This is a genomic window from Pseudarthrobacter oxydans, from assembly GCF_030812335.1.
Taxonomy (GTDB): domain Bacteria; phylum Actinomycetota; class Actinomycetes; order Actinomycetales; family Micrococcaceae; genus Arthrobacter; species Arthrobacter oxydans_B.
This window is the reverse complement of sequence record NZ_JAUSSN010000004.1, coordinates 246501-268823: the sequence shown is the minus strand read 5'-3', so window position 1 is coordinate 268823 and position 22323 is coordinate 246501. Positions and strand designations below refer to the sequence as shown.

22 protein-coding genes are annotated in these 22323 nt (G+C 68.1%); 11 read left to right on the top strand and 11 right to left on the bottom strand.

The features are described from left to right. The first annotated feature begins 47 nt into the window (after positions 1–47). On the top strand, positions 48–1508 hold the full coding sequence (locus tag J2W14_RS08755) for an amino acid permease (RefSeq protein ID WP_307461285.1): 1461 nt from the start codon (positions 48–50) through the stop codon (positions 1506–1508). Between the two features lie 569 nt (positions 1509–2077). On the opposite strand, the gene J2W14_RS08750 is transcribed toward J2W14_RS08755, so the two are convergent. After that, a complete protein-coding gene (locus tag J2W14_RS08750) occupies positions 2078–2254 on the bottom strand; it encodes a CsbD family protein (protein ID WP_224047463.1) in 177 nt (58 codons plus the stop codon). 145 nt (positions 2255–2399) lie between these two features. Between J2W14_RS08750 and J2W14_RS08745 the strand changes: the two genes are divergently transcribed. The 5 genes from J2W14_RS08745 (at position 2400) to J2W14_RS08725 (ending at position 6655) form a co-directional block, all read left to right on the top strand. Then, positions 2400–2858, top strand: a complete 459-nt coding sequence (locus J2W14_RS08745) for an SRPBCC family protein (protein ID WP_307461281.1) — start codon at positions 2400–2402, stop codon at positions 2856–2858. Continuing rightward, positions 2858–3532, top strand: coding sequence for a pentapeptide repeat-containing protein (locus J2W14_RS08740; protein WP_307461280.1), 675 nt, complete (start codon positions 2858–2860; stop codon positions 3530–3532). The genes J2W14_RS08745 and J2W14_RS08740 overlap by 1 nt, the downstream gene beginning before the upstream one ends. A 185-nt stretch (positions 3533–3717) precedes the next feature. Beyond that, positions 3718–4947, top strand: a complete 1230-nt coding sequence (locus J2W14_RS08735) for a thiolase family protein (protein ID WP_307461278.1) — start codon at positions 3718–3720, stop codon at positions 4945–4947. After that, positions 4947–5765 (top strand): enoyl-CoA hydratase/isomerase family protein, encoded by an 819-nt coding sequence (locus tag J2W14_RS08730; protein ID WP_307461275.1) that lies wholly within the window; start codon positions 4947–4949, stop codon positions 5763–5765. Before J2W14_RS08735 ends, J2W14_RS08730 begins: the two co-directional genes overlap by 1 nt. 2 nt (positions 5766–5767) lie before the next feature. Continuing rightward, entirely contained in the window at positions 5768–6655 is an 888-nt protein-coding gene (locus J2W14_RS08725; RefSeq protein ID WP_307461273.1) for a 3-hydroxyacyl-CoA dehydrogenase family protein, read from the top strand. Between the two features lie 11 nt (positions 6656–6666). On the opposite strand, the gene J2W14_RS08720 is transcribed toward J2W14_RS08725, so the two are convergent. Together J2W14_RS08720 and J2W14_RS08715 are read right to left on the bottom strand one after the other, a co-directional pair. After that, positions 6667–6900 carry a DUF6480 family protein gene (locus J2W14_RS08720; RefSeq protein ID WP_307461271.1) on the bottom strand — a complete coding sequence of 78 codons (234 nt, stop codon included), beginning with the start codon at positions 6898–6900 and terminating at the stop codon, positions 6667–6669. A 9-nt stretch (positions 6901–6909) separates the two neighbouring features. Next, the gene (locus J2W14_RS08715) at positions 6910–7380 is read right to left on the bottom strand and encodes an SRPBCC family protein (protein ID WP_307461269.1); all 471 of its coding nucleotides are present in this window, start codon (positions 7378–7380) and stop codon (positions 6910–6912) included. Positions 7381–7414: 34 nt separating this feature from the next. Here J2W14_RS08715 and J2W14_RS08710 point away from each other — a divergent pair, with 34 nt between their 5' ends. Further along, positions 7415–8035: a GNAT family N-acetyltransferase gene (locus tag J2W14_RS08710; RefSeq protein ID WP_307461266.1), complete on the top strand. Its 621-nt coding sequence runs from the start codon at positions 7415–7417 to the stop codon at positions 8033–8035. A gap of 27 nt (positions 8036–8062) precedes the next feature. Here the strand turns inward: J2W14_RS08710 and J2W14_RS08705 are convergent, their stop codons facing one another. Beyond that, positions 8063–8911 carry an SGNH/GDSL hydrolase family protein gene (locus tag J2W14_RS08705; RefSeq protein WP_307461264.1) on the bottom strand — a complete coding sequence of 283 codons (849 nt, stop codon included), beginning with the start codon at positions 8909–8911 and terminating at the stop codon, positions 8063–8065. 278 nt (positions 8912–9189) lie between these two features. Between J2W14_RS08705 and J2W14_RS08700 the strand changes: the two genes are divergently transcribed. Both J2W14_RS08700 and J2W14_RS08695 read left to right on the top strand, forming a co-directional pair. Then, positions 9190–9870 carry a tyrosine-protein phosphatase gene (locus J2W14_RS08700; RefSeq protein WP_307461262.1) on the top strand — a complete coding sequence of 227 codons (681 nt, stop codon included), beginning with the start codon at positions 9190–9192 and terminating at the stop codon, positions 9868–9870. A gap of 10 nt (positions 9871–9880) precedes the next feature. Then, positions 9881–12484 carry a S1 family peptidase gene (locus J2W14_RS08695; protein ID WP_307461259.1) on the top strand — a complete coding sequence of 868 codons (2604 nt, stop codon included), beginning with the start codon at positions 9881–9883 and terminating at the stop codon, positions 12482–12484. 124 nt (positions 12485–12608) lie between these two features. Here the strand turns inward: J2W14_RS08695 and J2W14_RS08690 are convergent, their stop codons facing one another. The 3 genes from J2W14_RS08690 to J2W14_RS08680 form a co-directional block, all read right to left on the bottom strand. Then, complete coding sequence (locus tag J2W14_RS08690) at positions 12609–13817, bottom strand: globin domain-containing protein (RefSeq protein ID WP_307461254.1); 1209 nt, start codon at positions 13815–13817, stop codon at positions 12609–12611. 230 nt (positions 13818–14047) lie between these two features. Beyond that, positions 14048–14767 (bottom strand): DUF4397 domain-containing protein, encoded by a 720-nt coding sequence (locus J2W14_RS08685; RefSeq protein ID WP_307461250.1) that lies wholly within the window; start codon positions 14765–14767, stop codon positions 14048–14050. A gap of 114 nt (positions 14768–14881) precedes the next feature. Beyond that, positions 14882–15298, bottom strand: coding sequence for a PaaI family thioesterase (locus J2W14_RS08680; protein ID WP_307461246.1), 417 nt, complete (start codon positions 15296–15298; stop codon positions 14882–14884). 162 nt (positions 15299–15460) lie between these two features. Between J2W14_RS08680 and paaZ the strand changes: the two genes are divergently transcribed. Both paaZ and J2W14_RS08670 read left to right on the top strand, forming a co-directional pair. Then, on the top strand, positions 15461–17572 hold the full coding sequence (gene paaZ, locus J2W14_RS08675) for a phenylacetic acid degradation bifunctional protein PaaZ (RefSeq protein WP_307461243.1): 2112 nt from the start codon (positions 15461–15463) through the stop codon (positions 17570–17572). Positions 17573–17812: 240 nt separating this feature from the next. Then, positions 17813–18220, top strand: a complete 408-nt coding sequence (locus J2W14_RS08670; RefSeq protein ID WP_307461241.1) for a VOC family protein — start codon at positions 17813–17815, stop codon at positions 18218–18220. 289 nt (positions 18221–18509) lie between these two features. Here the strand turns inward: J2W14_RS08670 and J2W14_RS08665 are convergent, their stop codons facing one another. The 4 genes from J2W14_RS08665 to J2W14_RS08650 form a co-directional block, all read right to left on the bottom strand. Next, positions 18510–19367 carry a DUF427 domain-containing protein gene (locus J2W14_RS08665; protein ID WP_307461240.1) on the bottom strand — a complete coding sequence of 286 codons (858 nt, stop codon included), beginning with the start codon at positions 19365–19367 and terminating at the stop codon, positions 18510–18512. A 361-nt stretch (positions 19368–19728) separates the two neighbouring features. Continuing rightward, a complete protein-coding gene (locus J2W14_RS08660) occupies positions 19729–20334 on the bottom strand; it encodes a TetR/AcrR family transcriptional regulator (protein ID WP_307461239.1) in 606 nt (201 codons plus the stop codon). A gap of 85 nt (positions 20335–20419) precedes the next feature. Continuing rightward, positions 20420–21748 (bottom strand): phenylacetate--CoA ligase PaaK, encoded by a 1329-nt coding sequence (gene paaK, locus J2W14_RS08655; protein WP_307461237.1) that lies wholly within the window; start codon positions 21746–21748, stop codon positions 20420–20422. A 16-nt stretch (positions 21749–21764) separates the two neighbouring features. Continuing rightward, positions 21765–22322 (bottom strand): hotdog fold thioesterase, encoded by a 558-nt coding sequence (locus tag J2W14_RS08650; protein WP_307461236.1) that lies wholly within the window; start codon positions 22320–22322, stop codon positions 21765–21767. Between the last annotated feature and the right edge of the window lies 1 nt (position 22323).

The window sequence follows — 22323 nt, the reverse complement described above, 5'->3', positions numbered from 1 at the left end:
AATCCACGGTCACTTCCCGGCCCTACCCCGACCTACAAGGAACAGCTGTGCCATCACCTACGCCCACAGAACTTAAGAGCACCACGGCGCAACCCGCCGTCGTCGACTCGACCCTCAGCGCCGAGGGCTACGCCAAATCCCTGAGCGGCCGCCAGGTCACCATGATCGCAATGGGCGGCGCCATCGGCGTCGGCCTCTTCATGGGTGCCGGCGGACGACTGGCCTCCACCGGCCCCGCACTGATTTTCTCCTACGCCATTGCCGGCGTCATCGCCTACCTGCTGATGCGCGCCCTGGGCGAGCTCATCATGTACCGCCAGACCTCCGGCTCCTTCGTCAGCTACGCGGGCGAAATGTTCGGCAAAAAGGGCGCGTATGTGTCCGGCTGGATGTACTTCATCAACTGGGCCATGACCGGCATCGCCGAGCTCATCGCCATCGGTCTGTACTTCCAGTTCTTCTTCCCCAACGTGCCGGTCGAGCTGTCCGCGATTGCGGCGCTGCTGCTGCTCGTGGGCGTGAACCTCATGAGCGTCAAGGCGTTCGGTGAATTCGAGTTCTGGGCCTCCTGCCTGAAGGTCGGCGCCATCCTCATCTTCCTGGCCGTGGGCACCTTCATGGTCATCACCAACGCCCAGGTCGGCGACGGCAACGCCTCGGTCAACAACCTCTTCGCCGCTGAAGGGGGCATGTTCCCCAAGGGCGCCCTGGTCATGATCCTGGTCCTGAACGCCGTCATCTTCGCCTACAACGGCATTGAGCTTGTCGGCATCACCGCCGGCGAAATGCAGGACCCGGCCAAGGAAGTGCCCAAGGCCATCCGCGCGGTCGTCTTCCGCATCATCGTGTTCTACGTCGGCTCCGTGACCCTCCTGGCCATGCTGCTGCCCTCCGACCAGTACGTCGCCGGCACCTCGCCGTTCGTCACCGTGTTCGGCCAGATGGGCCTCGGCTGGATGGGCGACGTCATGAACATGATCGTCATCACCGCCGCACTGTCCTCCTGCAACTCGGGCCTGTACTCGATCGGCCGGGTCTTCCGCACCATGGCCAACAATGGACATGCTCCCGAGTGGCTGACCAAGATGTCCAAGAGCCACGTGCCGTACGCGGCCATCCTGGCCATCGGCGGCGTCTACCTCGTCGGCATCCTCCTCAACATCTGGCTCGGCGGCTCGCACGCCTTCGACCTGGCGCTGAACTCCGCGTCGATCGGCGTGATCTTCACCTGGGGCGCCATCTTCGCCAGCCAGATCGCGCTGCGCAAGACCAAGGGCAAGGTCTCATCCCTACCCGCACCCGGCGGAGTCTGGGCCAGCTGGGCCGGCCTGATTGCCCTGCTGCTCATCACGGTGCTGATCGGCTTCGACACCATGACCAGCAAGACCGGCGAGGTCTTCCACCTGGGCCTCTGGACCCTGGCGACCATCCCGTTCTTCTCGCTCCTGCTGTGGCTTGGCTGGCAGAAGGTCAAGAACAACGAACCGAAGAACGCACTCTTCAACTAACCGCTACAGGCACCATCTAAGCGGACGACGACGGCGGGCCCCCAGTGCGGGGGCCCGCCGTTCCTGGCTTAACCGGGCCCCGCGGTCGGAGCGGGGGCTCGGCCGCGCCCACGTCGCGGGCAAGGGACCTGCGCCAACACTCCACCCATCTGACGAGAATGGCTGCTATTCGGGGTGGTTAGCGGCCATTTGTGGCGAATGGGTGAGGCCACGCCGCCGCGCTCAAGGGTGGTTTAGCCGCCATTCGTGGCAAATCGATGGGGTCGGGCTTCCCTCTGGGCGGTGGTCGCGCCTACGCCTCACCCATCTGACGAGAATGGTCGCTATTCGGGACGATTTAGCGACCATTCGTGGCGAATGGGTGAGGCCGGGCCTCGGTCCAGGGTGGTTTAGCCGCCATTCGTGGCAAATGGGCGAGTCGCCGCCGCAGTCCAGAGTCCTTTAGCGACCATTCGTGACGAATCGGTGCCCCGGCGCGCAACCGCCCACGCGGCACCAACCCCCGGGCACAAAGAAAACGGCGGCGGGCATCCCCCAAAGGAATGACCGCCGCCGCTTTTTTGTGAGGACTAATCCTTCTTGAAAGCGTCCTTGGTGTTCTCGCCGACCTTCTTGGCGTCTGCGACGACCTGGTCCTTCTGGCCCTCGGCGCGCAACTGGTCGTTGTTCGTGGCGTTGCCAGTAGCTTCCTTGGCCTTGCCGCCGAGGTGCTCTGCTTCGTTCTGAATCTTGTCTCCGATACCCATGGTGCAAACACCTTTCGTTTCCGGTTGAAATTCAACGTCCATTCACACTAACACAAAGCATGCTTACTAAATCAAGGGGGTGTCCAGTGAGGGTTCCGCGCCGCAGGGATGAAATCTGCGCCGGAGCCGGGCTAGGCTCGATGCCATGGACCACAAAATCAGCCTGACCCAGCACGTCAACGCCCCGGCCGATAAGGTCTGGGCGGTCATTTCCGACATTCCCGGTTCGGCCGCGACCCTCTCCGGCATTGACTCGATCCAGATGCTCAGCGACGGTCCCTACGGCGAGGGTACGCGCTGGAAGGAGACCCGCACCATGATGGGCAGGTCGGAAACCGTGGAGATGTGGGTGTCCCAGGCCGATCCGCCCCGGAGCACCATGGTGAAAGCGCTGCAGGGCGGGGCGGACTACACCTCGCGCATGACACTGGCCGATCGCGACGGCGGCACGGACCTGACCATGACGTTCGGCGCCGAGCTCCAGAATCCCTCCCGGATGCACAAGCTGGCGATGGCCGTCTTTGGAAAATTGGGCATGCGCATCACCCGCAAGGCCCTCGCCAAGGACCTGGCGGAAATCGCGGCGAAGGCCGAGTCGCTCTAGTGGCCCGGGGCACCGCGCCCAAGGCGCCGAAGGTCACCGCGCCGCGGCTCAGCCCGGTCCGGCTGGCGGAGCTGCGGGACGACCCGTCCCCGGATTTCCAGTCGGGGGAGAGGTACGACGGCGTCCGGTACAGCAGGGTCTCCGCCGATGGGCTGGAACTCGCGGGCACCGACTTCGCGGAGTGCGACTTCCAGGGCGTGTCCTTCAACGAGACCCAGCTGCGCGGCGCCACCTTCCGTGACTGCGTCCTGGCGGAGCTGTACGCCCCCGTGTTTATGGCGGCCCGGAGCACGCTGCGCGACGTCGAGTTCGGCAACCCGCGCTGGGGTTCCGCGGAACTCTACGAAAGCGGCTGGCAGTCCGTGAGGATCGACGGCGGCAAACTCGACTACGTGAATCTCCGCGGCTCCAAGCTCACGGACGTACAGGTCAGCGACTGCATCATCGCCGAACTGGACCTCGGTTCCTGCGCCGCGACCCGCGTGGCGCTGAAGAACTGCACCATCGGCACCCTCGACGTCGCGGGCGCACGGCTCAAGGACTTTGACATCCGCGGCACCGACATCCGCACCATTAGCGGGCTGGAAAGCCTCGCCGGCCTCGTGATCGACGACTACCAGCTCGGCCTGCTCGCCCCGCTCATGGCGAGCCACCTCGGCGTCGTCGTCGCGTAGTTCCCGCGTAAGTTACCGCGTAATCCGGCGGGGGTCTGATTGACCCCCTTGCCGCGCCGTGTAATCTTTATAGAACGAACGGTCAGTAAATTGGCGCGCCGGGGTCGAACGCGGACGCCGCCGCCGGGAGTTCTTTCGATGACAGATTCGATGACAGAGACGTTTATCGCGTGAAGGGTGTACCCATGGCATCAGCAGCAGCAGGACCACAGGCATTTCTCGTAGGCGGGGCCCGCACTGCGGTGGGCCGGTACGGCGGGGCACTCTCCGCGGTCCGCCCCGATGACCTGGCCGCCCTGGTGGTCCGCGAGGCTGTGGCCCGGGCCGGGCTGGACCCCGAGAGCATCGACGAGGTCATCCTGGGCAACGCCAACGGCGCCGGCGAGGAAAACCGCAACGTCGCCCGGATGGCCACCATCCTGGCCGGCCTGCCGCTGCACATCCCCGGCATCACCGTGAACAGGCTCTGCGCCTCCGGCCTGAGCGCCATCATCATGGCCAGCCACATGATCAAGTCCGGCGCCGCGGACATCGTGATCGCCGGCGGCGTGGAATCCATGAGCCGCGCCCCCTGGGTCCAGGAGAAGCCCCGGACCGCCTTCGCCAAGCCCGGCGAAATCTTCGACACCTCCATCGGCTGGCGCTTCGTGAACCCGCTGTTCCGGAAGGGCGAACTCTCCCGCAGCGGCAAGATGACCTACTCCATGCCGGAAACGGCCGAGGAAGTCGCCCGCGTGGACGGCATCACCCGCGAGGACGCCGACGCCTTCGCCGTCCGCTCGCACGAGCGCTCCCTCGCGGCCATCGCCGCCGGCCGCTTCGCCGACGAGATCGTCCCGGTCACGGTGAAGAGCCGCAAGGGCGAAACGATCGTCGACACCGACGAGGGCCCGCGCGCCGGCACCACCATGGACGTCCTCGCCGCCCTGCGCCCCGTCGTCGCCGGCGGCTCGGTGGTCACGGCCGGGAACTCCTCCACCCTCAACGACGGCGCCTCCGCCATCATCGTCGCCTCCGAGGCCGCGATCGAGCGGCTCGGCCTCACCCCGCGCGCCCGGATCATCGACGGCGCCTCCGCCGGCTGCGAACCCGAAATCATGGGCATCGGCCCGGTCCCGGCCACGCGGAAGGTGCTCGCCCGGACCGGCCTCAGCGTCGGCGACCTCGGCGCCGTCGAACTCAACGAAGCCTTCGCCACCCAGTCGCTCGCCACCATGCGCCGGCTCGGCCTGGACCCCGAGATCGTAAACCGCGACGGCGGCGCGATCTCCCTGGGGCACCCGCTGGGGTCGTCCGGCTCCCGGCTCGCGATCACCCTGCTGGGCCGGATGGAGCGCGAGGACGCCCGGATCGGCCTCGCCACCATGTGCATCGGCGTCGGCCAGGGCACCGCGATGCTGCTGGAGCGGGTGTAGTGGCCGCCGCCGCGACGGGCCTGAACCCGCTGGACTTCCGCACCCTGCTGATCGACGAGCGCGAGGACCGGCTGGTGGTGCTCCTCAACCGGCCCGAGGTCCGCAACGCGATCGACCAGCAGATGGTCGATGAGCTGCACGCCATCTGCGCCGCGCTGGAGCAGACCCCGAAGGTGCTCATCATCGCCGGCACGGAGGGCGTCTTCGCCTCCGGGGCGGACATCGGCCAGCTCCGCGAACGCCGCCGCGACGATGCCCTGCAGGGCATCAACTCCACCATTTTCGTGCGCATCGCGAAGCTGCCGATGCCCGTCATCGCGGCCCTGGACGGCTTCTGCCTGGGCGGCGGCGCGGAGCTGGCGTACGCGGCGGACTTCCGGATCGGCACACCCTCGGTGCGGATCGGCAACCCGGAGACCGGCCTGGGCATCCTCGCCGCTGCCGGGGCGAGCTGGCGGCTGAAGGAACTCGTGGGGGAGCCGGTGGCCAAGGAAATCCTGCTCGCCGGCACCGTGCTGCGCGCAGAGCGGGCCCTCGCCGTCAACCTCATCACCGAGATCCACGAGGCCCCCGAACTGATGGCGGCCGCCCACTCCCTGGCCGACCGGATCGCCGCGCAGGATCCCCTCGCGGTCCGGATCACCAAGTCGGTCTTCCACGCGCCCGCCGAGGCCCACCCCCTGATTGACCAGCTGGCCCAGGGAATCCTCTTCGAATCCCAGGCCAAGTTCGACCGCATGCAGGCTTTCCTCGATCGAAAGTCCGAAAAGAAGTCAGCCAAGAAGTCCGAGCAGGATCCAGACCGGAAGAAGAACTGAAGATGAGCAACTCCGTACTTCCCGCGAACCTTCCCGCCGGCAGCCTACCCAACTTCGTTGGAGTGCTGGGCGGCGGCCGGATGGGCGCCGGCATCGCGCACGCCTTCCTGATCAACGGCGCCAACGTCCTCGTCGTCGAACGCGATGAACAAGCGGCAGAGGCGGCCCGCGAGCGGGTGGAATCCGCGGCGGCCAAGAGCATAGAACGCGGCGCCACCGACGGCAACCTCGACGAGATGGTCTCCCGGCTCTCGGTCACGGTCGACTACGACGACTTCAAGGACCGCCATCTGGTCATCGAGGCCGTTCCGGAGGACTGGGACCTGAAGGTCGCCTCGCTGCGGGGGATCGAGGAACGGCTCGACGACGACGCCTACCTCGCCTCCAACACGTCCTCCATCTCGGTCAACGCGCTGGCCCGTGAGCTGCAGCGCCCGCACAACTTCCTGGGCCTGCATTTCTTCAACCCGGTGCCGGCGTCCACCCTGATCGAGGTCGTCCTCGGCGAGCACACCTCCGAGCCGCTGGCCCAGGCGGCCCGCGGCTGGGTCGAGGCGCTGGGCAAGACCGCCGTCGTCGTCAATGACGCCCCCGGCTTCGCGTCCTCACGGCTGGGCGTCGCGATTGCCCTCGAGGCGATGCGCATGGTGGAGGAGGGCGTGGCGTCCGCCGAGGACATCGACAACGCCATGGTCCTGGGCTACAAGCACCCCACCGGACCCCTGCGGACCACGGACATCGTGGGCCTGGACGTCCGCCTCGGCATCGCCGAATACCTCGCCTCCACCCTGGGCGAGCGTTTCGCCCCGCCGCAGATCCTGCGCGACAAAGTGGCCCGCGGCGAACTCGGACGCAAGTCCGGCAAGGGCTTCTTCGACTGGACCGACTGAGGCCAGCGGGGTTAGTCGAGGATCCCGACGATGTAGCCGACAAAGAAGAGCAGCACGAACAGCACCACCACGGCGATCATGATGATCCAGAGGTATTGCGCGAAACCGCGGTCCTCGGGGATCCGCGGTCCCTGCGGTCCCACCGAGGTTCCTTCCCCCGGGGGTGTCTCACCGGGCGGAACGCCGCCGCCCGGCTCAAGGCCGGTGAGGTTGTTGTCAGCGGGATCCGGATTCTGGGATGTCATGGTGTGCTCCTATTCCCCACCGCGTTCCCCACCGCGCCGCTGCTGCGATGCCTGGGAGTCGAGGGTCTTTTTCATGCCGTCCATGGCGGGGCCGGCCAGGGAGCGGAACGCCGGCCGGACGAAGGGTTCGGCGACCTTGAGCAAGCCCTTGAGCTGGAACTCCGCCGTGTACTTCACCTCGGAGCCCGTCCCCGCCGGCGCCACGTCGATGGTGTCCACGGAGATGACCGACTTGTTCTCGCCGCGCAGCGTGATGCGGTTTGCCGTCAGCTCGGTCACCTCGTAGGTCAGTGCCTGGCGCTTGCCGCGGAACTCGGCCTCTGCGTGGTACCGGTGCCCGACGGCGACCGGCCCCTCGGAGAGCTTGTCCACCACGGGGGTCCCGGGGTCCCACTCCGGGGTGTGCTCGAACGCTGACAGGTAGTCGAAGGCCCGGGCGGGCTCCAGGGCGGTATGGACGGTGCCGGTAACTGTGATCATGGCCCCAGCCTAACGAGAACCCTAGGATGGTGCGGTGACTTCCTTGGACCGGCCCGCGATCGCCCCCATCACCCTGACCGGCAAATTCGTCGTCCTCGAGCCGCTGAGCCCGGACCACCACGACGGCCTCGTCGAGGCGGCGCGCGACGGCGAACTGTGGCGCCTCTGGTACACGTCCGTACCCGGCCCGGAGCAGATGGCCGCCGAGATCGAGCGGCGGCTTGCCCTGCAGGACAGCGGCTCCATGCTGCCCTTCACCACGCGGCTGATGGACCCCGCCACCGGCGGACCGGGCCGGGTGATCGGCATGACCACCTACATGAACATCGACGCCGCCACGCCCCGGGTGGAGATCGGTTCCACCTGGAACGCGGCGTCAACGCACGGCAGCGGCAGCAACCCGGACTCCAAGTTGCTGCTGCTGCGGCACGCCTTCGAAACGCTGGGCTGCCCCGCCGTCGAGTTCCGGACGCACTGGCTCAACCACCAGTCCCGCGAGGCGATCGCGCGGCTGGGCGCCAAACAGGACGGTGTGCTCCGCAGCCACACCCGCAGCAGCGACGGCGCGCTGCGGGACACCGTGGTGTTTTCCATCCTGGAACACGAGTGGCCCATGGTCCGGAACGCCCTGGAGTCCAGGCTGGTCAGGCGGTAAAGGCCGGCCGGCCTGGACCAGGGTGCCCTAACGAACCGAGAAGGCCCCGGCGGCGCTCATCGACGCGTAGTACGCCTTGTAGCCGGCAGCGTTCGGGTGGAAGTTGTCCGCGCTGCCCAGGTTGGCGTAGTCGAGGTTGATCCACGGTTGGTTCGTCTTCGAGTTGATGCCGTGGCCGGCGAAAGCGGCCCTGACGTCGACGTACTCCGCACCGTTGGCCAGGGCGGCGCCGGCGATGGAGCCGTTCAGCCCGTCAGCCAGCTGTGTGGCCTGGGCGATGAAAACGGACATCGGATCGTCCGTGTTGAGGGGTACCGGATCGTAGAGGTAGGGGTAGCCGGTCACGACAATCTCGGCGTTGGGCGCGGCGGCCTTCACACTCCGGATCATCGAGGCCACCTCCGCGGCCAGCTGGCCGCTGCCGATCATGACCGCCGCGTCGGCGCTGGCTTTATCGCACGCTGCGGCCGCCGCTTCGGTGGGATTGACCATGGCCGCGCCGCAGGCCGTGACGATGGCGCCGAACCCGAGGTTGTTGCCGCCGGCCGTAATGGTCACGAGCTCCGTGCTCCTGTTCAGCCGACCCAGCTGGCTGCTCACGACGTCCTGGGTCGTCTTGCCGCTGCAGGCCGCGTTCTTGACCAGCTTGACGGCCTTGGTGTCAGCCGCGAGTTCGGAATAGGTGTTATCACTGCGGTAACAGTTATCCAGGTACGGTCCCGCGCCCTGTCCGGCGGCGTACGAGTCACCCAGCGCGACGTACGTTGTCTTGTCCACCGCCTGCGCGGGGACCGCCGCCAGTCCGGCCGCCATGGCCAGGGTGGCGAGACCGGCCCCCAAAGCCGTTCGCCGGCGTCGAAGTTTCAGAGTTCCCATGGTGTTTCCCCTCAGTAGCACGCTGGTTCAGCGCCCCGTGCCGTGATGAGGAGTCAGTCCCGGCGGCCGGCGAGCTGAAAAAAGAGCCCGGCGGCTACCGGGTTCAACGCCACTTTAGTCGCGAGCCTGAACCCGGCACCATGCCCCAGGCGCCCGTCGGGGCGAACTTTCGGAAAATTCTGCCCGTGGCTCGGCCACGGCGCGTGTGCTTAGCTGTCAGGATGACGATTCCTGCCGTGCCCGGTGGCCCAGCCCGGGGGAGTGCGCCGCCCGGAGCCATGGACTGGGACGGGGCGGTCAACGCCTGGCACGTCGCCGGCAGTGTGTTTCGGATGGGACGCCGCGAGTGGCTCACCGACGCCGGGTGGCAGCAGGCGTACGACGGCGGCATCCGGACCGTCATTGACCTCCGCAACCCGGCCGAGATCCGCCGCCGCGAAACGGATCCCCGGGTCAGCGCCGGAACCCTGGCGGCGTTCGACGTCGTGCACGCCCCCACCGAGGACCCCGGCAACAGCGAATTCCGTGAGCTCTGCGTCCCCTACCTGAACGATCCGGCGTCGTACGCGGATAACGCCCGGATCTTCCCCGAGAAACTAGCCGGGGTCTTTAAAGCCGTGGCGCGGGCGCGCGGCGGCGTCGTGATCCACTGCTCGGCCGGCCGGGACCGCAGCGGGATGATCGCGGCGATGCTCCAGGACCTCGCCGGGGCCGGTGAAGACGCCATTGCCAGGGGCTACGAGCTGGCCGTGCGTGGCATCAACGAACACCACCGCATGTCGGCGGTCCCGCATCCGCACGAGCGGTATCTGCCCGAGGAGGTCCTCGCGCCGCTGCTCGAAACACGGCGGGAAAGCCTGCTGCGTTTTGTGCGCCACGTGAAGACTGGGGAGTTCCTGCGCCACAATGGGGTAACGGATCCGGAGGTGTCTGCCATTCTGGCTAAATTGGGGCGCTAGAGTAACCCGGGTGAAGACACCGAAGTTTCAGCTGACTGTGCGGGCGGTGGCGGCTGCCGCCCTCGCGCTCGCTGGCTCGTTCCACGCCCTGCCCGCGCTCGCCGAAATTGGGGTACCGGAACCCGTTTCGACAGCTTCGACAGCCTCGCCGGCGGCGGACTCCAGTTTTGCGGCGCGGGTTGAGCCGACGACGGGTGGCGCGGTTCCTGCGACGGTGCCGGCAGCGGTCCCGAACATCAGCGCCGCAGGACTGGCCGAAGCCCTCCGGCGCGACCTCGGCATGACGCTCGAGGAGTTCAACGCGGCGGGCCAGCTGGGCCGGACCGCGGCCGATGCCCTTCCGTCCGTGCAGGAGCTCCCCGGCTACCAGGGCATCCGCCTGCAGGACGGCCAGATCCTCGTCGAGGGCAGCGGCGCCGGGCTGCAGGCCCGGGTGGATGAACTGAACGGGTCCGGTAGCGCGGCAGTGTTTGTGCTCGTCGCACCGGCTGTTGAAGCCCCCACCACTGCGGCCGTCGCGGCCCCCACTACTCCGGGCGCTGACGCCTCGACTGCTCCGGCGGATGAGCCTTCCGCCGGACCCTCCACCGCCGCCACGGCCGCGTCCTCCGCCGAGCCCACAGCCGCCTCCTCCGCCGCCCCGTCGGCCGCTTCCTCCGCCGCCTCGTCGGCCGTTCCCACACCTGCCGAGCTGCTCGCGTCCAGCACCGATCAGCTGTTCCAGGCATACGTCCGCGAGGTCGGTCCGGCCGGACTGCAGGCCGTGGCCTACTCCGGGGGCAACTTCGTCATCCGCACCGGCGGCACGAACGCGGCCGAAGCCGGCCCGACGCAGGTCCCGGATCAGCAAGCCGCACTCGACCAGCGAACCGCACCGGATCAGCAAGCCGCGCCCGACCAGCAGTCTGCCACGGAGCCCGGGCCCGCGGCCACAGCCACGGCGCCCGGGAAGATCTCCCCGGCTGACTTCGTAGCTCGCTACGCCAACGTCCAGCTGGAGCAGGGCTCCCCGGTCACCACCGAAGCGGATGTTTTCGGCGGGGAGGGAATCGCCATAGACCGGCGGACCATCTGCTCGACGGGTTTTGGCGCGTTCAGCGCGGCGGGACTTCCGGTTGTGCTGACGGCGGGGCACTGCGCCGAGGACGGCGCGGCTCTGATCGCGGAGCTTGAGCCGCCGACCTCTGCCACGGCGGGCGGGTCGGCGCCCGGGTCGGGCATGCTCGCCCCGCTCGGCAGTTTCGGCTTCAGCCAGTTCGGCGGACCGCTGAACTCCTGGATCACAGGCACCGAAGACATTCCTGGCAACGTGGGCACCGACATCGCCGTCATCGAGGATCTCGACGGCCGCATCAACCTGCAGCCGGCCGCGACTACCTGGGCCGACGCAGCGAACCCGGGCGCCACCGCCGTGAAGATCATCGGCATGGTGGCCCCGTTCGAGGGCCAGGAAGTGTGCCGCTCCGGACGGACCGCGGGTTGGTCCTGCGGCCAGGTGGAGGAAACCGGCGTCTACGTGGTGGGCGGACGAACCACCGCAACCGCAGACCTTCGGGCCTTCCGCGGTTTCCTGTCCAGGAACGTCCAGTCCCGCGGGGGAGACTCCGGAGGACCCTGGATCAGCGGCAACTTCGCCGTCGGCACCCATTCGGCCGGCGAGACGTCGGGGGAGAACTTCGCCATCGCCACGACCCTTGAGGACGCCCTCACCAAGTTCCCGACCCCCGTGCAGCTCCAGCTGTTCCTTAACAAGCCCGAGCTCGCGGCGCCGGAAGACCTGAAGGTTCTGGCCGGCCAACCCATCACGGGCCGGGTCCTCGCGGGCCCGGCGTCGGCGGTTGCCGCCAACTCGCAGGTCCGCGTCACTTTTGATGAGCCAGCTGACCAGGAAACGCTCGAAGTGCCGGTCGACGCTGCCGGCAACTGGTCCTTCCCCGCACCCGAGAGCAACGGCAGGATGAAATTCACGGCGGAAACGGTGAACGGCTTCAGCCGCTCCGGCGAAGTTTCCCTGGCGGTCGAGGTCACAGACCTGGACGCCCCGGAGATCGCCACCCCGGCCGAGGGCGCGGCGCTGGAGAGTGTGACCCGCATCGACGGCACCGGAACCCCCGGGCTCACGGTGAAGCTCACCGGCGACATCAGCGGTTCAGCAGTCGTCGGGGCGGACGGCCAATGGACCGTGCCCGTCGAGGACGCCGAACCCGGCCGGTTCACCATCAGCGCCGTCCAGACATCCCCGGGCAAGGCCGACAGCCCCTCGGTCAGCCGGACCTTCACCATTGAGGCTCCGGTCGTCGTGCCGGTCGAGCCTGTCGTGCCGGCCGAGCCCCTTGTGCCGGCTGAGCCCGCTGTGCCGGTCGAGCCCTTCGTACCGACAGAACCTGTGGTCCCGGTCGAGCCCGTTGTGCCCGCAGGGATCGTTGTCCCGCCCGCGGCACTGGCGGCCCCCGCGGATCCTGCGGAGGCCGTGACCCCGGTCCTTCCGGCCGCCTCCGGCCAGCTGCCGAACACCGGCGCCGGTTCCCTGCTCCCGACGGCGGGACTTGCCGGCGGTGCGATCCTGCTCGGCGGCGTCCTCTTGGCCGCCACACGACGCCGGACGGTCCGCTAAACCGCGCCGGACCCTAACTACCGCCGCGCGGTCCGCTAACCACCGCCGCGGGGCGCCGGGCGGAGCCATCCGGCTGCCGCCCGGCGTCGTGCGGTCCGTTAGCTGCCGCCGTCGGCCGCCGCCGCTACTGGAAGTCAGCCAGCCAGAGGTCCGGGCCGAACACCTCGTACTGGATGTCCTTGGCGGGCACGCCGCCGGCCACCAGCGCGCTGCGGACGGACTTCAGGAACGGCAGGGGACCGCAGAGGTAGTACTCGGCGTCGTCGGGGAGGTCCACCGCTCCGACGTCCATGAAGCCGGAGAACTCGGAGCCGGACGCCGACCCGCCCACGGTGGTGTTCAGGAACCAGGTCTTCAGCGTCCCGTCGGGCAGCGCGGCCAGGTCCTCCCGGACCTGCCCCCGGAGCGGGAAGGACTCCTCGCTGTCATCGGCGTGCAGCAGCATCACCTGCCGCTGGGAGCCGGACTTCACGAGGTGCGAGAGCATGCCGGCCATCGGGGTGATCCCGATTCCCGCGCTGGCCAGGACCAGGGGCCGGTCCGTGTACTCCATCACCACGTCACCGAACGGTGCCGAGAGGACCACCTCGTCGCCCACCTGGACTTCGTTGTGGAGCAGGTTGGACATCTCGCCGTCGGGGGTCTCGAGCCCGTGGACCCGCTTCACCGCGAACTGGCGGTGCTGCCCGTCGTCGGCCTTCGTCAGGCTGTACTGCCGGGGCTGGTGCACGCCGTCGTGCATGCGCATTTTGATCGTGACGTACTGCCCCGGCAGGGACGGTTTGACCTCGCGCTCGTCGACCCGCTCGACCACGAACCGGACCACGTCGTCCGTCTCCTGGATCCGCTCGACCACCCGCCAGGTCCGCCAGATTGTGTCCGGGGTGAGGTGGACCGCGTTGTACAGCCCGCGTTCCTTGTTGATCAGCATGTTCGCCATCAGCCAGTAGACCTCGTCCCAGGCTGCGGCGACGTCGGGGGTGACGGCATCGCCCAGCACATCCACGATGGCCCACATGAGGTGGTCGTGGACAACCTGGTACTGGTCCGGGCTCAGCCCCAGCGAGACGTGTTTGTGCGCGACGCGTGAGAGGAGGTGGTCCGGGATCTGGTCCACGTTGTCCACAAGCAGCCCGGCGAACGCCGCGATGGACCCGGCGAGGGCCTGCTGCTGGCGGCCGTCCGCCTGGTTCCCCCGGTTGAAGAGCCCGTCCAGGAGGTCCGGCCGCGCTTCGAACATGTGTTTGTAGAAGCGTTTGGCGATCTCCTCGATGTGCTCGCCGACGACAGGCAGCGTTGCCTTGATGACGGGAAGTGAGGTGTCTGAGAGCATGGTGGATCCCTTCCGGTGCGACCGGTATTACCCGGCGGTGTCGGGTGAATCAGCACTTCCAAGCTAACAGTCCGGGTCCGGGGCGTTGCGGGTACATCGGCCCTACATCAGCGGGCGGGACCGGTGTACGCAGGACCGGCAGCGCATCCCCTGCGGGACGCGCTGCTGGTCAGCTCTTCAGGGCCGGGCCGGCGCCTCGGTCATCAAACGCCTCACCGGCCATCAGCGGCTCAGTGCCGGTCGTGGTCGCGCCATTTGGCCGAGTCGACCACCTGGACGGCCACGCCGAGCGTGTCGTCCTCCAGGCTGCCCCAGGCGTACACAATCGTGTTCTTGCCCTCCTCGACCGGAACATCCGCCGGGCCGATCAGGGCCTCGGTGGTGCCGGCGGCCGCAACCGAGGCGGACACCGTTCCGGCCTCCAGCGTCAGCACCTCCTGCTCGGGGTTCTCCAGGTCCTCGATCACCGCGGTGTCGCCGGCAAGGACGTCGACGGCGGGCGCCGCCGCCACGTGCCGGACGGTCAGCCTGCCCTCGCCCTCGGGACTGGGCCGGGTGGTGTTCTTGAACAGGGTGGCGGTGGGGTCCCCGTCGGCATCCAGGTGCGCGACGGCGGTGTAGTTCCGGCCCTCCTTGAGATGGACCTTGACCGGGCCGATCACTGGATTGTCGGCGCTGGTGGCGTCGGAGGCCGTGATGGCGATCTTGTAGCTGCCGCCGTCGAGCTCCAGCGGGCCGGCGAGATCGCCGGGCTCGAAGTCATCCAGGGTGAGCTTGCCGTCCACCCACACATCCACGGTCAGGCCAGGGACGCCATGCAGGACGGACAGGAGGGCATCGTCGCTGTGGCGCCCGCCGCCGTCGTGCTTCCCGCCGGCCTGGGCGGGGGCGGCGAAGGCGAGTGCCGCCACCATGGACACGGCCCCGGCGGCATAAACGGTTTTGCGCATTTCAAACTCCTCGTTGAGTTGCCCGGATCCGGGCGGTGATTTGCTTACACCGTTACTACCGGCCGGGGGCGCTGTTTGGATGCAGCCGGCGGGATTTTTGCCCTGTTCGCCCGCTCAGCCCTTGCGGTCCAGCAGCAGGTTCGTGATCCGCAGCGTGCAGAGCCGTTCGCCGGCGGCGTTGCTGATCAGCACCTCGTGGGTGGTGATGGTGCCGCCGAGGTGGATCGGGGTCGCGGTGATCGTGATGAGCCCCTCGCGGGCGGACTTGTGGTGGGTGGCGGAGACGTCCACGCCGACGGCGGTCTTGCCCAGCGTGCTGGCGTGGATGACCGCGGCCCAGGAGCCCACCGCCTCCCCGACCGCCAGCGACGCGCCGCCGTGCAGCAGCCCGAAGGACTGCCGGTTGCCCTCCACCGGCATGGTGGCGACGACCCGTTCGACGGATTCCTCGACGATCTTCACGCCCATTTTCTCGTCGAGTTCGCCGAGGGTGATCTTCCACAGCTCGGTACTGCGGGGTTCGGGCGTCATAACGTCTCCTCTGTGGCCGGAAATCCAGGGGTCCCGGCGGGTCAGTGCCGCCGCAGCTAGTGTGCGGCAGGCCTCATTCATGTACTGTAGACATATTACCGAACGGACGGTCAGTAATGCTGGCCGTGTTGATCTTGCCCCTGTTGGAAGGACCCGTCAACGATGACCACCACTGCAACTGCTCCGGAACCCACAGTAGACACTGTCGAGATCGTTCCCAGCTTCATCAGGGATTCCTGGTGGACCCCCGACGCCGGCTCCGCGGCCGGCGCCGCCTCCGTCCTGGACGCGAGCACGGGTGAACTCCTCGCCAAGGTGAGCACCGAAGGACTCGACCTCGCCGCCGTCGTGGAGTACGGACGCACCACGGGCCAGGCGGAACTCGGCAAGCTGACCTTCCACCAGCGCGCGCTCAAGCTCAAGGAGCTCGCGCAGTACCTGAACGGCCGCCGCGAGGAGTTCTACGCGCTCTCCGCCCAGACCGGCGCCACCAAGATCGACTCGATGGTCGACATCGACGGCGGCATCGGCGTGCTCTTCACCTTCGGCTCCAAGGGCCGGCGCGAACTGCCCAACGCCCAGGTGATCGTGGACGGTCCCATGGAGGTGCTGTCCAAGGACGGCTCCTTCGCCGGCGAGCACATCTACACCCGCATCCCCGGCGTCGCCGTGCAGATCAACGCCTTCAACTTCCCGGTCTGGGGCATGCTCGAGAAGCTGGCCCCCGCGTTCATTGCCGGCGTGCCCACGATCGTCAAACCCGCCACCCCCACCGGCTACGTCACCGCCGCCGTGGTCCGGGCAATGATCGAATCCGGCATTCTGCCCAAGGGCTCGCTGCAGCTGATTTCCGGCTCGGTCCGCACCATGCTGGACCACCTCGACTACCGCGACATCGTGGCCTTCACCGGCTCCGCGTCGACCGCCAACACGCTCAAGTCCCACGTCAACGTGGTCAAGGGCGGGGTCCGCTTCACCTCGGAAACCGACTCCCTGAACGCCTCGATCCTGGGCCCGGACGCCGTCAAGGGCACCCCGGAGTTCGACGCCTTCATCAAGTCCCTCGTCACCGAGATGACCGCCAAGGCCGGCCAGAAGTGCACCTCGATCCGCCGCGCCATCGTGCCGCAGGAGCTGGTGCAGGACGTCGTCACCGCCGTCGGGGAGCGGATCCAGCAGCGCGTGGTCCTCGGTGACCCGCGCGCCGAGGGCGTCAACATGGGCGCCCTGGCATCCCTGGAGCAGCTCGCCGATGTGCGCGCGGCCGTCCAGTCCATGCTCGACGCCGGCGGCGAACTCGCCTACGGCACGCTCGACTCGCCGAAGGTCACCAGCGCGGACGGCACGGTCGGCGTCGTCGACGACGGCGCGTTTATGTCCCCGGTGCTGCTGAGCTGGGCTGATCCGGAGGCCGACGAGGTCCACTCGCTCGAAGCCTTCGGCCCGGTCTCCTCGGTGATCGGCTACACGGACCTGGCCGACGCCGTCCGCCTCGCCGCCCGCGGTGGCGGCTCGCTCGTCGCCTCGGTCTGCACCAACGACCCCGACGTCGCCCGCGAACTCGTCACCGGCATCGCCGCCCACCACGGCCGCGTGCACATGCTCAACCGCGAGGACGCCCGCAGCTCCACCGGCCACGGCTCACCCGTCCCGCACCTGGTCCACGGCGGACCCGGCCGCGCCGGCGGCGGCGAGGAGCTCGGCGGCATCCGCTCCGTGCTGCACCACATGCAGCGCACCGCCATCCAGGGCTCACCGAACATGCTGACCGCGGTCACCGGCGTCTGGCACACCGGCGCCGACCGCAACTTCACGCTCGAGACCGAGGGCCAGCACCCGTTCCGGAAGCACCTGAGCACCCTGCACATCGGGGACGCGATCCGCTCCGAGCTGCGCGAAGTGACCCTGGACGAGATCACGAAGTTCGCCAACTCCACCGGCGACACCTTCTACGCCCACACCAACCAGGCCGCCGCCGAGGCGAACCCGTTCTTCCCGGGCATCGTCGCGCACGGCTACCTGCTGCTGGCCTGGGGCGCCGGGCTGTTCGTGGAGCCCGCGCCGGGCCCCGTGCTGGCCAACTACGGCCTGGAAAGCCTGCGCTTCATCACTCCGGTGGCCGCGGGCGATTCCATCCGGGTCACCCTGACCGCGAAGAAGATCACCCCGCGCGAGACCGACGAGTACGGCGAGGTGGCCTGGGACGCCGTCCTGACCAACCAGAACGACGAGATCGTGGCCACCTACGACGTCCTCACCCTCGTGGAGAAATAAGCACCCCCTGACGCTCCCGCACGTGTGGCAGTTCCGGTGCTGACGCTCCCGCACGTGTGGCGGTGCCGGTGCTGACGCTCTCGCACGTGTGGCGGTTCCGGTGCTGACGCTCCCGCCGAGGTGAGATTACGCGCCCATTGTCCGCGTGGACATGGGCGCGAAGTCTCACCTCGGCGCGTAGATTTGCAGGCTCTTTCGGCCCCGCTCCGGCGTAAAATTTTCTACGTAGGAGGTGGCGAAATGACCCTAGTTTTGAACAAAGCCACAACAGTCCTGCCGGTCGATGATCTAGAGCGCGCCCACCGCTTCTATGCGGAAACCTTGGGCCTCCCGCTCCGCGGCAAGGCAGACGACGGAAGCGAACTATATGGCAGCGAAGGCGGCCCCATGCTGCAGTTGATGCCCGTCAGGGACGGAAAGCATTCCGAGCACACGACCCTGAGTTTTGAAGTCTCCGAGATTGAGCGGACCGTCCAGGAGATGGAAGCCAAGGGCGTCCAGTTCCAGGACTACGACCTGCCGGATCTCAAGACCGAGAACCACATTTGTACAACGGATTCCGAGAAGTGCGCCTGGTTCATGGACACCGAGCACAACATCCTCTGCGTTCACGAGAACCTCACCTCACCGGTGGATTACCAGCTCTAACCGGCGCATCCCAGGAGTCGAATCCTGATAGCGCCCCGGCCCGCGCCGGGGCGCTTTTCCGTGCTGCGGGGCGATACTGCGGTGCTGGTGGGCGTGCTCCTTGAGGTTCTTGGCTGGCGCACCGCCGGGGCCGTCTGCCGTCCGGGGGCACTTTGACCCGGATCCACCGGGCTTCAAGGCCGAAATCGGCGCTGCGGCCTTCAAAGTGCCCCCGGACCGCTCATGCCGGACGCCTGCCGCGGCCGTCAGGGCGCCCCGGCCCGCTCAAGCCTGACCCGCGCTGCAGCCGTCAGGGCGCCCCGGGAGCGCTGGGGCGGGACCACGGCGTCACCGGGCGCGGCTGGAGCACGCCGTCGACTGTCAGGTCCACCCGTTCGTTGAAGAAGCTGATGAGGCCGTGGATCTGGGCGGCGTCGAGGTACCTCCGGTCGTAGCTCCACGCGAGGTTCCTGCCCTCCGCGGAATCCGGGTAGCTCCAATAGCTCGCCTGGCCCTTGTACGGGCACACCGTCCGCTTCGGACTCTCCTCCAGCAGGTCCAGCCGCACATCCGCCGGCGGGATGTAGTACCGCACCGGGAGCAGCGTCTCGTAGAGCAGCTGCGCGCCGTTCGTGCTGGCCAGCGTCACGCCGTCGAGCGCCACCTGCACTTCCACGGAGGACGCGCGGATATCAACCCGGTGGAACGGATCACGGGGGTGGCCGATAATCTCCTCGTCGTCCTCGAGCCAGTCGAAGGCCTTAAAGTCCAGGATGACGTAGCCGGCCAGGTCGGGGTCCTCGGGGCGGAAGGCGGCCCGGGGAGCCGTCGCCGCTGGCGTCACGACGTCGAGTTCCCCGCCGGCCGTGGTGTGCTTGCCAAACGATGTGGAGGGGTCGAGCGACGTCGGGGCCGCGCCTTTCCGGATGGCGACGGGGTGTTCCTCGACCGACGCCGCCGGCAGGGCCGGTGACGCGAGCTCCGCCAGCAGTTCCTGCTCCGGCACCGCGTAGATGGGGGTGATCCGCCGCGGTTCCCAGATCAGGTAGGCCTGCACGGTGTCGACGACGGCGGTCCCGTCGAGGCTCGCGCGGACCCTCTTGGCTGTGGGCTCGTAACGCAACTCGGGAAAGGCGCCTAAGAGCACCGTGGATAGTCTCGTGGCCATTCCCCCAGCGTGGCCCCGGCGCCAGGTGCCGTCAATGGGGGCCGGACCTCACCAGCGTGGTGGCCGTGACCTGGGCGGAGGTGTCGCCGGGCCCTCTGCCGCCCGGGGGCACATTGAACGGACACACGGGTCTATGAGGGCAAAACCTGTGCCGAGGCCCTCAAAGTGCCCCCGGACCGCTGGTGCCTTGGCCGGACGCCGTCACAGCGACCGCGGGACTGCGGAACCGTGGACGTTTGGGGGCGCGCGGGGGGGTCGGGAGGTGAAGGGAAGGCGAAGGTGCCGCGACCTGTGGAGGAGGCTGGTCCTCGGCAGCGAGGTGGGCCCAGGCCCGGTGGCCCCTGCCCGGCGGGCCCTGGCGCTACTGCGGGGCGTGGAGGCCGTGGAAGGCCATGGTGATGACGTCGTCGGCCAGTTTCTCGGGGGAGAGGGAGCCGCCGGGTTTGTACCACTCGACGATGGAGTTGATGGTGCCGAAGAGCAGACGGGTGACGGTGCGGGGGTCGATGTCCTGGCGGAGTGAGCCCTCGTCGCGGGCGGCGGAAATCAGGGCCGCGACCTTGTGGTCGAAGGTGCGCCGGCGTTCCATCGCGTCGCGTTCGATCTCGGTGTTGCCGCGCAGGCGCAGCAGCAGGGTGACGAAGGGGAGGCGCTCCACCAGCACCGAGATGGTCTCGCGGAGGACGAACTCCAGCCGGGCCTCGGCGGTGCCGGTCTGGGCCTGGGGCTGGTCCAGGATGGCCTCGAGGCCGCCCAGGGCGTGGTCCAGCGCGAGCTTCAGGAGATCGCCCTTGGACGGCACGTGGTGGTAGATCGCGGACTTCGAGATGCCCAGGTTTTCAGCAAGGATGCCCATGGACGTGGCGTCGTAGCCGTGGCGGTTGAAGACGTCCACAGCGATCACCAGGACCGACTGCTGGTCATAACCGGGGCGGCCGCGTTTGGTGTTGGTTGCTGTTGTGGGCATAGTCGCTAGTTTCTCACGATCGGGAGATCAGTCAGCCCGCCGGGGCGGCCCGGGTGGGCCGGCCGGCGGGCTGGACTTCATATGGTCAGGCCTTGGGACGCAGGTCGTAGATCCGGCGGAGCTTGCCGTTGGACCGCTCCAGGGAGCCGGGCTCGACGACGTCGACGGCGCAGGAGGAGCCGACGTGGATCTTGATCTGCTGCTGCAGGGCCTTGGCCGCGGCCGCACCGCTCTCGATCGTGACGGACTCGCGGCGTTCAATCTTGACGGTCATCTGGTCCATCCGATGGCCCTCGGGGCGGGTGAGCTCGAGCTGGAAGTGCGGGCTCAGCTCGGGGATCCGCAGCGCGATCTCCTCGATCTGCGAGGGGAACAGGTTCACACCGCGCAGGATGATCATGTCGTCGCTGCGGCCGGTGATGCGGCCCATGCGGCGGTGCGCGGGGCGGGCGGTGCCGGGTAGCAGCCGGGTGAGGTCCTTGGTGCGGTACCGGATGATCGGCAGCGCTTCCTTGGTGAGCGACGTGAAGACCAGCTCGCCGTGTGCGCCGTCGTCCAGGACCACGGAGGGGTCGAAGGCGTCGATGATTTCGGGGCGGAAGTGGTCCTCCCAGATGTGGCTGCCGTCCTGGGTTTCCACGGCCTCGCCGGCAACGCCCGGGCCCATGACCTCGGAGAGCCCATAGATGTCGCAGGCCTTGAGGTTCATGGTCACTTCGAGCTCGTGGCGCATTTCCTCGGTCCACGGTTCGGCGCCCAGCACGGCGTACTTGAGCGAGGTGGAGGCCGGGTCGATGCCCTGCTTCATCATCGCATCGGCGATGGTCAGCAGGTAGGTCGGGGTGGCCAGGATCGCGTCGGGCTTGAAGTCCTGGATGAGGGTGATCTGGCGTTCGGTCTGGCCGCCCGAGATCGGGATGACCGTGCAGCCGAGGGCCTCGGCGCCGGCGTGGGCGCCCATGCCGCCGGTGAACAGGCCGTAGCCGTAGGCGTTGTGGACCTTCATGCCGGGCCGGACGCCGGAGGCGCGCAGGGAGCGTGCCACGAGCTTGGCCCAGTCGGCGAGGTCCTTCTTGGTGTAGCCGACGACGGTGGCGCGGCCGGTGGTGCCGGAGCTTGCGTGGATGCGGGCCACCTCGTGCTGCGGGACGGCGAACATGCCGAAGGGGTACTCCAGGCGGAGGTCTTCCTTGGTGGTGAAGGGGAACTTGCCCAGGTCGGAGAGCTCGTGGAGGTCCGTGGGGTGGACACCGGCCTCGTCGAACTTGCGCTTGTACAGGGGCACACGGTCGTAGGCGTAGGCCACGGTGTGCTGCAGGCGGCTCAGCTGCAGGGCCTCGAGCTCGTCGCGGGAGATGGTTTCTTCGCGGTCCAGGACAGCATCACTGGTGGGTGCGACAGTTTCTTGGGTCATCTGGGGTTCCCTGTTTCTATTTCTTGGAGATGGTGCGGCTGCGGCCGCGGAACTCGGCGACGAGTTCGCCCGGGAGGATGTCGGTGGGGAGTTCGCCCGGAACCGTGGCGGCCGTGGCGGCCTGCGCCGTGCCGGCGGGTGCGTGGGCTGCGCCGGCGGGGGCGGGCGCTGTGCCCGGTGCGGTGCCCGCGACCGGATCGGCGGCGTAGATCTGGATGTCGTAGAGGCCGCTGCGTCCGGTGCTGGCGCGGCGGTTGGCGACGGCGGTCAGCACCTGGCCGCGGAACGCCGGCTTGAGGAAGTTGATATCGACGCCGGACGCCACCGTGATGGTGCCTTCGTCCGCAGGAGCCGGGTTGGCCGGGTTGCAGGCCAGCGCGAAGGCGGTGTCGCCGAAGGCGAAGATCATTCCGCCGTGGGCCATGCCGAAGCCGTTCAGCATTTCCTGCCGGAGCGTCATGCGGATCGTGGCATGTCCGTCGTCCAGTGCCACTACTTCGATGCCCATCCATTCCGAGGCGGGGTCGTCTTTAAGGATGGGGTGGGTGTCACCGGAAATCGTCAGTTCAGCCATG

Coding starts and splice junctions, on each gene's coding strand:
- J2W14_RS08750 (WP_224047463.1), bottom strand. CDS start 2,254: ATGGGTATCGGAGACAAGATTCAGAACGAAGCAGAGCACCTCGGCGGC.
- J2W14_RS08745 (WP_307461281.1), top strand. CDS start 2,400: ATGGACCACAAAATCAGCCTGACCCAGCACGTCAACGCCCCGGCCGAT.
- J2W14_RS08735 (WP_307461278.1), top strand. CDS start 3,718: ATGGCATCAGCAGCAGCAGGACCACAGGCATTTCTCGTAGGCGGGGCC.
- J2W14_RS08725 (WP_307461273.1), top strand. CDS start 5,768: ATGAGCAACTCCGTACTTCCCGCGAACCTTCCCGCCGGCAGCCTACCC.
- J2W14_RS08720 (WP_307461271.1), bottom strand. CDS start 6,900: ATGACATCCCAGAATCCGGATCCCGCTGACAACAACCTCACCGGCCTT.
- J2W14_RS08715 (WP_307461269.1), bottom strand. CDS start 7,380: ATGATCACAGTTACCGGCACCGTCCATACCGCCCTGGAGCCCGCCCGG.
- J2W14_RS08705 (WP_307461264.1), bottom strand. CDS start 8,911: ATGGGAACTCTGAAACTTCGACGCCGGCGAACGGCTTTGGGGGCCGGT.
- J2W14_RS08700 (WP_307461262.1), top strand. CDS start 9,190: ATGGACTGGGACGGGGCGGTCAACGCCTGGCACGTCGCCGGCAGTGTG.
- J2W14_RS08690 (WP_307461254.1), bottom strand. CDS start 13,817: ATGCTCTCAGACACCTCACTTCCCGTCATCAAGGCAACGCTGCCTGTC.
- J2W14_RS08685 (WP_307461250.1), bottom strand. CDS start 14,767: ATGCGCAAAACCGTTTATGCCGCCGGGGCCGTGTCCATGGTGGCGGCA.
- J2W14_RS08680 (WP_307461246.1), bottom strand. CDS start 15,298: ATGACGCCCGAACCCCGCAGTACCGAGCTGTGGAAGATCACCCTCGGC.
- paaZ (WP_307461243.1), top strand. CDS start 15,461: ATGACCACCACTGCAACTGCTCCGGAACCCACAGTAGACACTGTCGAG.
- J2W14_RS08670 (WP_307461241.1), top strand. CDS start 17,813: ATGACCCTAGTTTTGAACAAAGCCACAACAGTCCTGCCGGTCGATGAT.
- J2W14_RS08665 (WP_307461240.1), bottom strand. CDS start 19,367: ATGGCCACGAGACTATCCACGGTGCTCTTAGGCGCCTTTCCCGAGTTG.
- J2W14_RS08660 (WP_307461239.1), bottom strand. CDS start 20,334: ATGCCCACAACAGCAACCAACACCAAACGCGGCCGCCCCGGTTATGAC.
- paaK (WP_307461237.1), bottom strand. CDS start 21,748: ATGACCCAAGAAACTGTCGCACCCACCAGTGATGCTGTCCTGGACCGC.
- J2W14_RS08650 (WP_307461236.1), bottom strand. CDS start 22,322: ATGGCTGAACTGACGATTTCCGGTGACACCCACCCCATCCTTAAAGAC.